The 15,188-nt window shown below is 55.7% G+C and carries 12 protein-coding genes; 7 read left to right on the top strand and 5 right to left on the bottom strand.

What is annotated here, in order from left to right; genetic code table 11:
- Positions 1–126 precede the first annotated feature (126 nt).
- The gene (ilvD, locus tag Ga0123462_RS07095; RefSeq protein ID WP_100265668.1) at positions 127–1,974 is read right to left on the bottom strand and encodes a dihydroxy-acid dehydratase; all 1,848 of its coding nucleotides are present in this window, start codon (positions 1,972–1,974) and stop codon (positions 127–129) included.
- Positions 1,975–2,100: 126 nt separating this feature from the next.
- Between ilvD and nadA the strand changes: the two genes are divergently transcribed.
- The 4 genes from nadA to Ga0123462_RS07115 all read left to right on the top strand — a co-directional run bounded on the left by nadA (position 2,101) and on the right by Ga0123462_RS07115 (position 6,861).
- Positions 2,101–3,189: a quinolinate synthase NadA gene (nadA, locus tag Ga0123462_RS07100; protein WP_100266532.1), complete on the top strand. Its 1,089-nt coding sequence runs from the start codon at positions 2,101–2,103 to the stop codon at positions 3,187–3,189.
- The gene (locus Ga0123462_RS07105; protein WP_100265669.1) at positions 3,182–4,639 is read left to right on the top strand and encodes an OmpA family protein; all 1,458 of its coding nucleotides are present in this window, start codon (positions 3,182–3,184) and stop codon (positions 4,637–4,639) included. The genes nadA and Ga0123462_RS07105 overlap by 8 nt, the downstream gene beginning before the upstream one ends.
- A 21-nt stretch (positions 4,640–4,660) precedes the next feature.
- Positions 4,661–5,725, top strand: a complete 1,065-nt coding sequence (locus Ga0123462_RS07110; protein ID WP_232726395.1) for an LOG family protein — start codon at positions 4,661–4,663, stop codon at positions 5,723–5,725.
- Positions 5,726–5,907: 182 nt separating this feature from the next.
- Positions 5,908–6,861 (top strand): serine hydrolase, encoded by a 954-nt coding sequence (locus Ga0123462_RS07115; protein WP_100265670.1) that lies wholly within the window; start codon positions 5,908–5,910, stop codon positions 6,859–6,861.
- A 47-nt stretch (positions 6,862–6,908) separates the two neighbouring features.
- On the opposite strand, the gene Ga0123462_RS07120 is transcribed toward Ga0123462_RS07115, so the two are convergent.
- On the bottom strand, positions 6,909–8,159 hold the full coding sequence (locus Ga0123462_RS07120; RefSeq protein WP_100265671.1) for an Npt1/Npt2 family nucleotide transporter: 1,251 nt from the start codon (positions 8,157–8,159) through the stop codon (positions 6,909–6,911).
- A 69-nt stretch (positions 8,160–8,228) separates the two neighbouring features.
- On the opposite strand from Ga0123462_RS07120, the gene Ga0123462_RS07125 reads away from it, so the two are divergent.
- Positions 8,229–9,269, top strand: a complete 1,041-nt coding sequence (locus Ga0123462_RS07125; protein WP_232726396.1) for a serine hydrolase — start codon at positions 8,229–8,231, stop codon at positions 9,267–9,269.
- On the opposite strand, the gene Ga0123462_RS07130 is transcribed toward Ga0123462_RS07125, so the two are convergent.
- On the bottom strand, positions 9,160–10,431 hold the full coding sequence (locus Ga0123462_RS07130; protein ID WP_232726397.1) for a serine hydrolase: 1,272 nt from the start codon (positions 10,429–10,431) through the stop codon (positions 9,160–9,162). The genes Ga0123462_RS07125 and Ga0123462_RS07130 overlap by 110 nt on opposite strands.
- Positions 10,428–13,187: a PEP/pyruvate-binding domain-containing protein gene (locus Ga0123462_RS07135; protein ID WP_157821305.1), complete on the bottom strand. Its 2,760-nt coding sequence runs from the start codon at positions 13,185–13,187 to the stop codon at positions 10,428–10,430. The genes Ga0123462_RS07130 and Ga0123462_RS07135 overlap by 4 nt, the downstream gene beginning before the upstream one ends.
- Positions 13,188–13,551: 364 nt before the next feature.
- Here Ga0123462_RS07135 and Ga0123462_RS07140 point away from each other — a divergent pair, with 364 nt between their 5' ends.
- Both Ga0123462_RS07140 and Ga0123462_RS07145 read left to right on the top strand, forming a co-directional pair.
- Positions 13,552–14,535 (top strand): adenosine kinase, encoded by a 984-nt coding sequence (locus Ga0123462_RS07140; protein WP_100265673.1) that lies wholly within the window; start codon positions 13,552–13,554, stop codon positions 14,533–14,535.
- Between the two features lie 30 nt (positions 14,536–14,565).
- On the top strand, positions 14,566–14,751 hold the full coding sequence (locus Ga0123462_RS07145) for a DUF3012 domain-containing protein (RefSeq protein ID WP_100265674.1): 186 nt from the start codon (positions 14,566–14,568) through the stop codon (positions 14,749–14,751).
- An 11-nt stretch (positions 14,752–14,762) separates the two neighbouring features.
- Here the strand turns inward: Ga0123462_RS07145 and Ga0123462_RS07150 are convergent, their stop codons facing one another.
- Positions 14,763–15,128 carry a cupin domain-containing protein gene (locus Ga0123462_RS07150; protein WP_100265675.1) on the bottom strand — a complete coding sequence of 122 codons (366 nt, stop codon included), beginning with the start codon at positions 15,126–15,128 and terminating at the stop codon, positions 14,763–14,765.
- Positions 15,129–15,188 lie beyond the last annotated feature (60 nt).

A 15,188-nucleotide genomic window follows, 5' to 3' on the forward strand; every position in this document is an offset into this window, starting at 1 on the left:
CCCGCCAGCACCTCTCACGCAAGGTGAAGCTGCTGGTCGATTTCCTGTCGGAGAATCTGCCGCTCTATATCAAGTAAAAGCCCCCTGCTTTCGCAGAGGGCTTTGAGTTGTCGAAGTAAGGTTGGATTACTTCAGCTGGTCGAGATCGCGGACAGCGCCCTTGTCGGCAGAGGTAGTCAGCGCTGCGTAGGCTTGCAGCGCCTTGGAGACGACACGCTCACGATTCACAGGCTTCCAGGCTGCAGTGCCCTTGGCTTCCATCGCCGCGCGGCGGCTGGCCAGCTCTTCGTCGGAGACGAGCAGGTTGATCGAGCGGGCCGGGATATCGATGGCGATCTTGTCATTCTCCTGCACCAGACCAATGGCACCGCCCTCGGCCGCTTCAGGCGACGCGTGGCCGATGGAGAGGCCGGAGGTGCCGCCGGAAAAGCGACCGTCGGTCAAGAGAGCGCAGGACTTACCCAGCCCCTTCGACTTCAGATAGGAGGTCGGGTAGAGCATCTCCTGCATGCCGGGGCCACCCTTCGGCCCTTCGTAGCGGATGATGACGATATCGCCTGCAGCGACCTTATCATTGAGAATGCCGTTGACCGCATCCTCCTGGCTTTCGAATACGCGTGCGGTACCGGTGAACTGCCAGATCGACTCGTCCACGCCTGCGGTTTTCACGATGCAGCCACGCTCGGCAATGTTACCGAACAGAACCGCTAATCCCCCCTCCTTCGAGTAGGCGTGCTCATAATCGCGGATGCAGCCGGATGCACGATCATCATCGAGGCTCTTGTAACGCTCGCTCTGGATAAACGCCTCCTGGGTCGGGATGCCGCCCGGTGACGCCCTGTAGAGGTGGCGCGCCTCCTCATTGGCCGGATTCATCACATCCCATCCATCCAGCGCATTGCCAAGGGTTGTGGCGTGCACGGTCGGCACGTGACGATGGATCAGATTGGCACGATCCAGCTCGGCGAGGATGCCGACCACGCCGCCGGCGCGGTGCACATCCTCCATATGGTAGGCCTGAGTGGCTGGTGCAACCTTGCAGAGGTTCGGCACCTTGCGGGAGAGCCGGTCGATATCGGCCATGGTGAAGGCAACCCCCGCCTCCTGCGCACAGGCGAGCAGGTGAAGCACGGTATTCGATGAGCCGCCCATGGCGATATCGAGCGCCATTGCATTCTCGAACGCCTCGAAGGTGGCCACAGAACGCGGTAAAACGCTCGCATCCTCTTTCTCATACCAGCGTTTGGCATTCTCGACGATCAGGCGACCGGCCTTGAGGAAAAGTTCGCGACGATCGCCGTGCGTGGCAACCAGCGAACCGTTGCCGGGCAGGGCCAGGCCGAGCGCCTCGGCAAGGCAGTTCATCGAGTTGGCAGTGAACATGCCGGAACAGGAGCCGCAGGTCGGGCATGCCGAGCGCTCGACCGCCTCGACATCGGCATCGGTCTCATCGGGGCTTGCCGCCATCACCATGGCATCGACGAGGTCGAGATGCAGTTCACGGTTGTTCAGCGTGATCTTGCCGGCCTCCATCGGGCCGCCGGAGACGAATACGGCCGGGATATTCAGGCGCAGCGCCGCCATCAGCATGCCCGGCGTGATCTTGTCGCAGTTGGAGATGCAGACCATGGCATCGGCGGTATGGGCGTTGCACATGTACTCGACGGAGTCAGCGATCAGGTCGCGGCTGGGCAGCGAGTAGAGCATGCCGCCGTGACCCATGGCGATACCGTCATCGATGGCGATGGTGTTGAACTCCTTGGCGACTCCGCCGGCCGCCTCGATCTCGCGCGCCACCATCTGGCCGATATCCTTCAGATGCACATGACCCGGTACGAACTGGGTGAATGAGTTGACCACGGCGATGATCGGCTTCTCGAAATCACCATCCTTCATGCCGGTGGCGCGCCAGAGCGAGCGGGCACCGGCCATATTGCGGCCCTGGGTGGATGTGCGTGAACGGTAAACAGGCATGGAACTCTCCGAAGTTGATGTAGGCGAAGCGTAACCGCAGGCAGCATGCGATGCACGTGCATCTGTTATTCCTGATTTCCGAGCAGAATATTTGACATCGCCACATTGCGGTCGGACACTTTGCCAATGACGACACAGGCGCTGCTATCGCAGCTATACGACACCCCTGAAACAGACATTATCGAGCAGATCAGAAGCCTCAAATCCGAACTGGGCGACAAGGTGCTGATCCTCGGCCACCACTACCAGCGCGAAGAGGTGTTCGCCTTTGCCGATGTGACAGGCGACTCGCTGAAGCTGGCGCAGAAGGCGGCTGAAACCTCCGCCCCCTACATCATCTTCTGCGGCGTTCACTTCATGGCCGAAACCGCCGATATCCTCACCGGCGATGATCAGGCGGTGATCCTGCCCGATCTGGCTGCCGGCTGCTCGATGGCCGACATGGCCGATGATGAGCAGGTGAACCGCTGCTGGCGTGAGCTCTCCGAAGTGATCAATCCGGATGAGTGCGTTACTCCGGTCACCTACATCAACTCCACCGCCTCATTGAAGGCGTTCTGCGGTGAGCATGGCGGCATCGTCTGCACCTCCGGCAATGCGCGCCGCATCCTTGAGTGGAGCTGGGGCAACCGCGAAAAGATTCTCTTCTTCCCCGACCAGCATCTGGGCGAGAACACGGCGCTGGCGATGGGTATCCCCGACGCCGAGATGATCATCTGGGATCCGGCGCTGCCGCTGGGCGGCAACACCCCTGAAGCGATCGAAAAGGCGAAACTGATCCTCTGGAAGGGGTTCTGCTCGGTGCACCAGCTCTTCAAGCCTGAGCATTCCGACACCATGCGCAAAAACCATCCCGGCATCGAGATCCTCGCCCACCCCGAGTGCTCGCGCGAGGTGTGCGAAACGGCCGATTTTGTCGGCTCCACCGAGATGATCATCCGGCATGTCTCCGAAGCCCCGAGCGGCACCAGCTTTGCCATCGCCACCGAGCTGAATCTCGTCAACCGCCTGCGGCTGCAGTTCCCGGACAAACCGGTCTGGTTCCTCTCGCCGATGGTCTGCATGTGTTCGACGATGTTCCGCACCGATCCGCAACACCTCTGTGCAGCCCTCACCTCGATCAGGGATGGTGATATCACGCATCAGATCACAGTGCCTGCACAACAGAAACGCTGGGCCAAACTCTCGCTCGAAAGGATGTTGAACCTTGGTTAAACGTGCTCTTTATCTCCTGCTCACCGCCCTGATCGCGCTGCCCGTCGCAGCCCAGGCCGGCACCATTAAATCGCTCGAGCAGGAGATCTTCGCATTCAAAAAGAGTGGCGACCACCGCTATGCTCCCCTCACCACCTCGCGCGTGGAGGCCTACCTTGGTGCCGCCATGCTTGCAGATGGGGAGCAGAGAGAAGGTGAAGCTGCTGCTGCAGTGAAGAAGGCGGAAGAGAAGCTTGCTGAGGCGAAATCCACGGCAGCAGGCTTCCGCCAACAGTTCGCATCGCTGCTGGCGCTACGCAGTGAAACCAGTGCCGTTGCAGAGATTGTCTCCACTACCCCTGAAGAGGGAAAGCCGCTTGCTTCCCAGCAGATGGTCGAAGCCGAGAACGCACTGAACCAGGCCATCGTGACCCGCGAACGCGGTGAACTGAACAGGACCCTTGAGCATGCTGCCACCGCAAAATCGGCCTACAGCAAGGTGCTGAACAGCAACCTTGATCAGCTATCCGTTATCACGGCACGTCTTATCTCCAAGGCCAGGTCATGCGGCTCCAAACGCTATGCGCCGGTCACCCACCAGGCAGCCAGCGAGAAGCTGGCCGAGCTGCGCGGTTATATCGACGGCCTCTTTGCCACTCCGCCATCCAAACCGAGCGAGGCCTACGCGCTTGCAGCCGAAGCGAATGCGGTGTGTGAACAGGTCAAGCTCTGGAAAAAAGAGAGCAGCAGTTATGAAGAGATCATTATCAGGGAGAGGACGTTCCGTCACAATCTCGCCAAAGAGCTCGACATTGAGACGCCCGATAACGTTCTGCTGGTCACCAATTCACCCCGGGAGCTTCTTGATGCAACCAAGCGGCTGAAAGGCAGCCTCTCTGCAGAGCGCGAAGCTCGCAAGAAGGCAGAGCGCGAAGCTGAGGCAAAAGCCAGAATGGTTGTCGAGAGCGATGAGCAGATGCAGGCGCAGCGCAGTCAGCTGACCGACATGAAAGAGGTATTCCGCGCCAAGCTGGAGCGGGAAACCGCCGATAAAAAAATGCAGGAGCGGTTGCGCAACCAGTTCAAAGAGGGTGATGCGGAGATCTTCGTCAACCTCGACGGTTCGCTGCTGCTGCGCATGGTCGGACTGCAATTCACATCAGGAAGCAGCAAAGTCACCTCTGAATATTTCGATCTGATTTCCCGCCTCAAAGGCGCCCTTGATGTCTATGCCGACAGAACGGTTCGCATCGAGGGGCACACCGACGACCAGGGCGATGTGAAGCCGAACCAGCAACTCTCGCTGAAGCGGGCCGAATCGGTGCGTGATGTCCTGATCGAAGCCGGAGCCGATGGAAGCCGCCTGAAAGCGCTTGGTTACGGCGAGGTGCGCCCGATCGCCAGCAATGAGTTCCCGCAGGGTCGGGCCATGAACCGTCGTATCGATATCGTCATCGACGCTCCCCAGTAAGCCGACATACGGACCAACACTTTGAACTCGGAACTGACTGATCCTTCAGGCCTTGAGGGGCTTCCCGAAAAGGTCCACGAGCATGCCCGCAAGCTGATTGCCGACTACGCCCACGACTCCCCCTACAAAAGGGCGATCCTTGTCGAGGCGCTACGGCTGGTCTCGGACGGATACAGCAATGCCGATGTAAAAATGCTGGCCAAAACCATGGGCGAGCTTCGCAAGGGGCTCGACGTATTCCAGCCCTATCAGGCACTGCGCAAGGTGAGCGTGTTCGGTTCGGCGCGTACCAAACCGGACCATCCGCGTTATATCCAGACGATGAACTGTGCCGCAGCACTCCGCGATGCCGGTTTCATGATCATCACCGGCGGTGGCGGCGGCATGATGCAGGCGGCCAACGAGGGGGCCGGCGAGATGAACTCCTTTGCCATCAATATCAACCTGCCTATGGAGCAGCAGCCCAACCCGGTAATGATCGGGTCCCCCCGCCACTTCTACTGCCAGTACTTTTTCACCCGCAAACTCTTCTTTCTGAAGGAGAGCGATGCGGTGGTGCTGACCCCGGGCGGCTTCGGCACGCTGGATGAGACTTTTGAGACACTGACACTGCTGCAGACCGGTCGCAATCCGCCAATACCGGTCGTGCTTCTGGAGGCACCGGGTGACGATTTCTGGGGCCCGTTTATGCACTCCTGGATGCGCAGGCTGGTCAAGGATGGGGTGATCGATGCCGATGACAACCACCTGCTCTTCCATACCGACAGCATTGAGGTGGCGACAGCCCATATTCGCGACTACTACGTCAACTACCACAGTTTCCGTTATGTCGGCAAGGCAGTACTGCTGCGCATCCTCAACCCGTTATCAGCAGATGCGCTGGATCGATTGAATGCGGAGTTCTCTGATGTGTTGAGTGAAGGTGAGATCGACCAGGTGTTCCACTGGCCGAAGTCAGACGACCACTGCTTCGATCACCTGCCTCGCCTGCGCCTGCACCTGGATCGTTCCCGCATGAACGTGCTGCCGCAGATTATCCGGCGCATGAACTCCCTCTTCGTTCAGGACCACAAGCAGGACTCCTGATCACCCCATACGCCGCATAAGGGCGATTCAAAAGCGTAAGCAAAGTCACTTTATTACTTTTCCACTACTGTAGATTTGCACACAGGAAAAAAGCGGATTGTGTTTGCGTAAGTGGCCGGAAAGTTGCTAAAGATAAAAGGCGCAAATATGATGCAGCCGCTTAATTTCAAAGGAGGCAGGCCATGAGAACGAAATTGCTGATGATTTTCTGCTCCGGCCTTATGCTTCTTATGCCCGGCATTGCCTTCTCATCGGATACCTCAGCCCCCTCCATTCGCCAGCAACATGATCCCGCGCTGCAGCAGCGACTGAACAGATGTATCAAGCAGCTCAAGCTCACTTCAGCCGTTCAGCAGAAGCGCCTCTCCGTTGCTCTCGTGGATGTAACCGATCCGTCAGACCCGAGCATGGCACAAATCAATGGCGATGAAATGATGTATGCAGCAAGCCTTCCGAAGATCGCCATCCTGCTGGCCGCTTTTGAGCGCATCGCAGAGGGAAAACTCCAGCTCAACGACAACACCCGTGAGACCATGACCAGCATGATCCGCCACTCCTCCAACAGTGCTGCCACGGCCATGATCAGAAAAGTTGGCGGCAATTATATCAACACGGTCCTCTCCTCCCCGAAATACAGGCTTTACGACCCTCGCCACAATGGTGGCCTCTGGGTAGGTAAAGAGTATGCCAAAGGCAGCGCCTTCCATCGCGATCCCCTGCACCAGCTGTCGCACGGAGCAACCGCCATCCAGGTTGCACGCTTCTACTACATGCTTGAGACCGGCCGCCTTGTTTCTCCTGAGTATTCTCAGGAAATGAAAGCCATCATGTCGAAACCGGGCATCAACCACAAATTTGTCAAAGGCCTCTCTGCCAGCTACCCCGACATTGAGATGTACAGAAAGTCCGGAAGCTGGGGCTCATTCCACGCCGATAGCGCCCTGATCGAACATAACGGTCGCCACTATATTGCCGTCGCTTTGGCCAACGACCCGAAAGGTGGTGAGTGGATGACCCGCCTGATCCGCGAAATGGATGATATTATTTTCAAACATGCCGGCTTCGCCTCGGCTGATGCCGCTGCACCGCAGATGGTTTCGGCCTCTGCACACACGACCACGAACGGCTTGATGTAATCTCAACAGCAGAGGGAGCCGCTTGCAGTTTCCTCTATTTTCAGGAGTTACGACTTCTCTCCATGCAACATTCTCCGGGCATGTTCCCTGCCCAGCATCACCAGCGACAGACCCCAAAGCATACAGACCAGCAGAACCAGCCAGCTCAGATCCTGGCTTGCAATAGAGAGCGGCAGCCACTGCGTCAGCAGCAGGATCAACAGTGAGCCGATGATCCTGAACAAACGGTATCCGAACATATCGATCCACGCCTTGGCCTGAAAAATCAGCAACGGATTGACGGATGCATACAGCAGCTCTTTTGAAGCACGATTAATTGAATAGGAGAGTCCGCGGTCGGCAATCTTCAGTGCGGCCCCGGCAGCAAGGCCCGGCGCGGAGATATAGAAAAGTGAACTTACCACAACGGCAAGCGGCTGCGCTGCCAGACCAGCCATTACCCCCAGCCAGCGGTGCACAACAGGGACAATGAGAAGATTCACGGATATCGCAATCAGCCCGAGAAGGCTGAAAAACTCGCCCAGATAGGCCGTGCGCTCTTCCCTGCCCGATATCGCCGATTCGATGGCTGTCATGAACTGGTATTCGATCAGAGGTTCAATGATCTGGGCCAGAAGTACGATTGCGGCAATCAGTTTCAGGTAACGATGCGAAAGTACTGCGCGCCAGCTGCCCTCTTCAACATGTCTGCCGTTCTCTTTTGCATGATCATCGCGGTAGAGGCCTGTTCGATACATCACCATGGTCAGCAGAATAAGCAGAGAGAGGATGGCTGCTGCTACCAGCAGCAGATCGGTGCTCTGTAGTGATGTCTGCCTGATCAGGATACCGGTAGCCAGACCTCCGGCAACACCCCCGACCAGTCCTCCGGTTCCGATAAAAGCGTACCAGCGCCTCCCCTCCTCTTCAGAGTAGACCGAATTGGTGATGCTCCAGAACTGCTCCACCAGGACCACGCTGAGAATGTCGACAAAAATATAGAAGGCGAAAGCAGTTATCCGATCCGGATCAACCAATAAGGGGCGAAAAACGACCAGCAGCGCAATAACGATAAGTACGCTTGTAATCACCACATGGAGGCGGGAATAACGCGCCACCAGCCGATAGTAGAAGGAGACAATAGCCCCGAGAGTCAGGGCCGTGGCGATCCAGACGTAGGGAAGCAGATCACTGCCAATCGCCTCCAGAAAGATCGAACGGCTGACCGGCTTGAGGTGGTAGAGTGCCGTGATAATCAGAAAAAAATTACTGAAAAGAAGTGCGCAGCGCAAAAACGGCCGATAGCGAAGCTTTGACATATATAACGATTATGGCGTATAGTTAAGTCACTTGTACAGCTGGAACACCGTTTCAGCGGGAGTGTTCACATGGCACGCAAGTCTCGTATGGCAGTCAAATTATGGTTCCGATTAATGACCGGCCTGCTCTTCTTTATGCTGGTGCCACATAAATCAGTCGCCGTCGACAGCTCCCACCATCAAACCCGCCACCATAAAACCACGACACTCAAGAAGACGCACCCGACTGTTCGCGATCATGCCAGCCCGAAGATGCAGAGAATGCTGGAGAAGCGCATCGCCTCCCTTCACCTGAGCAGAGCAATTCATGACAAACGGCTGTCCGTAGCGCTCGTGGACGTCACTGACCCCTCTGCTCCCGCCATGGCCCAGATCAACGGTGACGAAATGATGTACGCTGCCAGTCTGCCGAAAATCGCTATTTTGCTGGCCGCCTTCGAACGCATATCGGAAGGGAAGCTGCCGCTGGATGATGAGCTGCGTAAAACGATGACCGATATGATCCGGCACTCATCGAATACAGCTGCAACGGAGATGATCAGAAAGGTTGGCGGCGATTATATCAACAAGGTACTGGCCTCCCCGAAATACAGGCTTTACGACCCGAACCACAACGGCGGCCTCTGGGTCGGCAAGGAGTACGCAGGCAGCAAGGCATTTCACCGCGATCCGCTGCATCAGCTGTCGCATGGGGCTACTGCACTTCAGACAGCACGCTACTACTACCTTCTGGAAACCGGACAGCTTGTTTCTCCGAAACACTCCAGGGAGATGAAAACTATTCTCTCAAAACCCGGCATCAGCCATAAATTTGTCAAGGGACTGGAGGATAGCCCCCATGGAAATCTGGAGATGTACCGGAAATCGGGAACATGGCGCTCCTATCATGCCGACAGTGCGCTGATCGAACATGATGGCCGCCGTTACATTGCCGTCGCGCTTGCCCGGGACCCCAAAGGTGGCGAGTGGATGAAAAAACTGATCCGGGAGATGGATGAGATTATTGTTGACCTGCATGAGCAGGATGAAGTTTTTGCAACAGCCGGTGCACACGAGTCGCTAGCCTCTGCTGCTCATCCGCGGAGTTCTTCCTCAAAACGTTTGATGTAAGGGTCACGATATAATTGAGCTTTGGTGCTCCTGCCGGTGCCTCAATAACTGCCACAGAATTCATCAGATTCAGTTTATTGCCTTTGTATGCACCGCACTGATATCCCTCTTCCGGCTTACATTTATAGAATGATCCGGATTTGAAATAGAGTGCTGCATCATTCAGAGCCGGCGAATGGGCATAACGGATTCGATACTGCGTCATATAGAGCAGGCGTTTGATCTGCAGGCTGGACCACGCATCGACAAGCCGCCCCTGCTCCATAAGAAGCAGGTAGTTCATCAACTCCCGCGTTGTACAGACACTGGTTTTTCCTGCCACACGGCGTTTGCCGGTAGATGAGAAAAAACTTCCCTGCCGCAACAGGTCGGTATCCATGCCGTTTCGAAGTATTGGCCCCAGCAGTGCCTGCAACAGGTGATCCCCCAACTGCCGCCTTGAATGTTGCCCGAAATAGGCATCTTCTTCCGCCCTGCTTACAGGATAGGCTTTGCCAAAATGGCGAAGCAACAACAGCTGTTTCTGTACCATGGCCGTGGCGGCATTGGAGCTGGCAGAAACGCTCCAGTCAAGATAGGTCCAGAGGTTGCCACGATCGCCTTCTGCCAGCCGCCGCTTCAGCAGGCGCATTTCACCCGGCAGCCAGAATGGCACCTTGTGATGATCGCGCCCGATAAATTCATCTGCGACAATCTCCGTGTCGCGAAGAATGCGCTTGCGGGCATTTATATCGTCGGGGTAAATGTCGGCGAGAGCCTGAAACAGAGCTAGCAGCACCATCATCTTTCCGACACTGGCAGGATTATGAATCACACTGGCCTGATGCTCCGCATATCTGGGTTGTTCACTATCCGTGATATCAAGAAGCGAGATACTGTAATACGGGGCATCCTCTCCCAGCAATTTCACCACCTCATTTGTGAGCCACGGATCTGCAGCAGGCAATCCCCGCTCCAGTTTCCCCTGCAGCCTTAATTGCACCTGCTCGGTCTTCAACTGCGCCCCGCTGTGAAGCCGGTTACCCGGAACCCGTCCCTGCTGGGCAAGGCGATAGCCCTCCAGACGGTATATACCTGTCTCTTCCGCACCATCCAGAGGGAAAGCGTGCAGAAGAGAGGGAACCATCATTGACAGCATAAGCAGCAGCGGCCTAATCATCATAACAACTCCGAAACCAGCGGCGGCCGATTCATCTGAACCAAACGCGCACCCCTTCGAGATATATCTCGGTCCATATCGATCAAAGTCTGGCTGCTTCTGGCCCTGCTGCTCTCAACAAATGGACGAATCTGGAACAGCGCCAGCTTGCCTTGCCGGAACCCGAATTCGATATCTGCCACCACCGGCACACCCTGCGCATTTCTGGGCAGGGGAAACCGCCGTTCTACATCGGCAATCAGGCTCAGCAACTGTTCGATCTCCGCACTACTGAGCAGGCTCTGCTTTCCTGAGGCAGGCATCACCTGAAGCCCTCCTTCCGGGTTAAGCACCTTCTGTACAGGAGAGGATGCCTGAGCAATAAGTTCAACGCCGCCACTGATTCGCTCCACCCTGATCTCCTCGGCTGCCTGCCCCTCAACGGCACCACCTATGCCTTCATTGACGGCGACTGAGAGCAAGCTGCGATCTCCGCTTTCGATGGCGGCGGAAACCAGAACTCCCGACTTCTCCGAGGGGAAACTTTTCATCAGCAGCACAGCCGGGTAAACATGCTCCGGCTCCTCCATATATGACTGCCTCCATGCATGGGAACGATCACTAAATGGTGAGGCCCATACATGCAGGATCGCTTTGAGAATCGCATCAAAACCGACCACATTGGCAACTGTGAGATTAAGGCCTGCGCCGCTAAAGCCGGGCAGATCCTCGACATTGGTGTCACTGCGGACAAACACACCGTAACTGCCATCATCTCCGAACGTTTCATTAAGCATATTTCGCAGGCTGTTCTTAAGCGAATTGTCCGGGCTACTGTTCACAATCCATTTTCTCAAACGATCGAGAAACAGTTGCGTTTCACGGCTTTTCTGATCGCCATCCGTAACAAGAGCAAGACGGTCATATTCGGATTTAATCCAGGTTAGCACGGAAGGGCCACCATCAAACAGAGGCTGCTCCAGATGCTGTTTGAAAAACCCGAACGGAATGACAATGCCCGGATTGACCATCTGCGGGTAGAAGTGATGCAGCTCCCCGAGATTGGCAGCTTTAGGGCCGACTGTTCGTCCCGAATCACGACTGCGAATGGAGCCAAGTGATTTAAGCGCCGTGTCATTCAGATCCAGCTTATCCATATCAGCATTGATACTGACCATCTCAGAAGGAGACTCTGTACCGAACACCGCCTCCCACTTCGGACTATCCTGCTCTATAGAAACCACGCCCTGATGGCTGATGGCTACAACAATACGCTCACCCACATGGCCCTTGATCCTTCTGTACAGCCTTTCATCAACAACCAGATTGGGGATGCCCATGTTGCGTGCAAGTAACTGCACATGAGACATGGAACTGCCCTCACCGCGGGTAATGATGCCTGCAACCGGCGTCAGCTCCTGACGCGTTGACTGGAGAATATAGATGCCATCACTGCGCAAATCTCCGCCCTGCTCAGGATCCAGCAGCAAGACTCCCCGCTGCAGCCCCGGATTAAGCCCTCGCACACCTGTCGCAACTTCACGGCCAAAAACCGTGTGTCTTATTCCGCTTAGCTGCCCGGCATCGGCTATCAGGGTGTCGAGTACGCGGGTAAATGGCAACAGAGGCGAGCTGCGAACCCGATCAGGAACATAGTTCTGTACCAGCTCACTCAAATCCCCCCATCGTTCTACTGTGGTTGCAAAATGGTACTCCATTGCACGCTGTGACCACTGGGTCATGCGCGCCACATAACGAAGCCCTCTGTAATATTCAGCTGCGGTAAGTGAATCGTTTGCAATCAACCTGTCCAGTTGATCCCGAACCGCCCGCCACTGGCGATCAGAGATAAGGCCTGTTGCATGCACTGCAGCGGCCAGATGGCGCAGCCATGACAGCCTGTCAGAACGGCTCGCCCGCCCCGGCGTTTCAAGTAGCTGATTGCCCCGGGCATAGATCTCCTGCTCCAGAACCAGCGATGCTCTCAAGAACCTCAATCTGTTGTGTACCGTATACCTGTTCTGCTTCTGCAGCATGGAGCGAAACCTCTGAGATCTGGAGGCGGCCACGGCAATGGTCTCTGCAGCCCCTCTTGCAGAGCCAAGAGCCTCTACAGTATCAAGCATCTCCTGCTTGAAACGCCTGTTCCAAGACTCTTCGGCCAGCTGATTGAGCTGACTGATCGCAGTATGAGGGGCATAAAGGGCATCCATATCAGCGGCCAGCGACTCATAGGCCCCCTGCAGGTTTCCAAGGCCCGACTTGAGCGCATAGGTACGAACCCTTTGCGGGTCTGCGGCATCAGGCATACTGTGGATTTTGATGCGAAGGCCATAAAAGCCTTCATCCTCCTCAGAAATTTCTGTAGCTGCCTGACGAATTTTCGCTCCCAGCTGCGGCTCCACGGCAAGAGGAAGCAGCCGTACCGTCTCACGCAATAAAAGGTACCGTTCTGGCGACGTCCAGGCAGGGTCATCCAGCAGTGTTGTCACGATTTTGTTCGCTGCCACCTGCTCATCCTCAACCTGGATGGCGCCACGATAATAACGGGCCCTGCGAAATACCCAGCCATCATCCGCCCTGATCAGATAACGCTCGAGAAGAACCTGCTTGAACTCATCCAGTTTGGGAGCAAGACCAATATAATCTTCGGGGTTAAGCCCTGCGACCAGATTGGCAATAAGATAACCGTTGGCACGCATCGCATAGGCCTGATCGCTCCAGTCTCCGTGCTGACGCCCCCCTCCGTGTAAACGGCATGCATTCTCTTTTGGTGGCAAGACTGACCCGTCTTTACAGAACCACTGTACGCCATGAAAGGGGCCCCGAATATTCTTTTTAAACTGCTCAATCAGCTGACGATACTGGTGCGCCTGTGGATCAGCGGATGCCCGGGAAGGTTGCGGGGAGAAGCATAAAACAGCGAGTAATATAAGTGATATCCGCAGAGTCATGTCATCCAGTATAGACAATAGAACAGACTCTAACCAGCCGGGAAAAGCTGATTGTAGCGTGTATATTTTCCCCTGGTTTCATAGCGCCTTGAGCCCTCACCCTCCATCAGAAGCTCACTCGGCATCGTTAGAGTGGTATTCAAGAGGCGCAGTGGCAGGATACGCCGCATATTACTTTTGGGAGAAACAGATGGGATACGATGTTTTCGGCGTAGGCAACGCCATTATGGATATGCAGGTGCGTTGCGATGATGCATTTCTTGAGGAGATGGGCATTGAGAAGGGGGTCATGACACTGGTTGATGAGGGGCGGCAGCAAGAGATCCTGGCTGCACTGGCCAATCACAGCGTGAACTACTGCTCTGGTGGTTCTGCGGCCAACACCATTGTCGGCATTGCCGATATGGGGGGGAAATCGGCCTATGCGTGCAAAACGGGTGCAGACAGTTTCGGCAGGCAGTATCTCGATGAGATGAAAAACCTCGGCATCACCATCGAAGTTCCACAGACCGAGGGACAAAACGGTACCTGCGTGGTACTGATCACACCGGATGCTCAACGTACCATGCTTACCCATCTCGGTATCTCCTCATCCCTTGATGAAGATGACATCGTCGAGAGCGAGGTCGCCAAGGCAAAATATCTCTACGTTGAGGGTTATCTCTTTGCCGGAGATTCCACCAAGGCAGCCGCACTCAAAGCGATCGAATTCGCCAAGAAGCATGGCGTAAAGGTGGCACTGACTGTTTCCGATCCATTCCTGATCCATCTCTTCAAGGAGCAGTTCCAGCAGTTGATCGAAGGCCCTGTCGATCTTCTCTTCTGCAACGAGGAGGAGGCCAAGGCATTGACCGGCCTGGAGGACCCTATCGACTGCGCCCATGCCATCCATGCTCACTGCGAAAACGTTGCGCTTACACTCGGCAAAAACGGTTCGATCATCATGCATGAGGGTAAGGCATACCCAGTTGAAGGAGTTGAGGTTGAAGCCATCGACACCACCGGTGCCGGTGACATGTATGCCGCAGGCCTGCTCTACGGTATCACCAATGGCATCCCCTGGCAGAAAGCAGGCCACCTCGGATCGCATGCAGCAGGTGTCGTGGTCTCCCAGCTTGGCGCACGCCTGCCTGCACCGCTTACTTTCGAAGAGATCAAACATCTTCTAGATTAATTGCAGTACCAACTTTCAGGAGAATCCGTTATGAACAGAATTATCACAGCCATCTTTGCCCTGATCGCCCTGATCTCTCTCTCCGCATGTTCGCCGGAACCGGGAACCAAGGCGTGGTGCGAGAAGATGAAAGAGACACCGAAAGGTGAGTGGTCAGCCAACGATGCCGGCACCTTCACCAAGTACTGCGTACTCGGAAACTACAAAGAGAAATAATGCCATTGGAACTACAGGCCCCTCACAACGGGGCCTGTTTTTTCGACTTTCAGGCCGAAATAGATCATAGTCAAATCCATATTGGAGACATTGATCACCTCATGCATCTCACCCGCATCAATCCGGATCACGCTCCCCTCTCGCACGTCAACAGCCTCCCCATTCACGGTGAACCTGCAGGTGCCTGAAAGGATATAAAACACCTCGCATATATCCTCATGGCAGTGTGCAGCCACCTTCTGGCCTGGCGTGAATGTTGCATGGGAGAAGCGTACTGAGCCTGGCAGCTCCGACTCGTGCAACAGCACCCGTTTCAGGATATCCGGATCATGCGATACACCTTCGGTCGCCACGCTGTACGTTTCCACAACCTTCATCTATGACTTCCCCTCAATATTGTACAGAAGCATCCTATACATTCATGCCGCTTCTTTAAC

Source organism: Mariprofundus ferrinatatus (assembly GCF_002795825.1).
In the GTDB taxonomy this organism is placed as follows: Bacteria; Pseudomonadota; Zetaproteobacteria; order Mariprofundales; family Mariprofundaceae; genus Mariprofundus; species Mariprofundus ferrinatatus.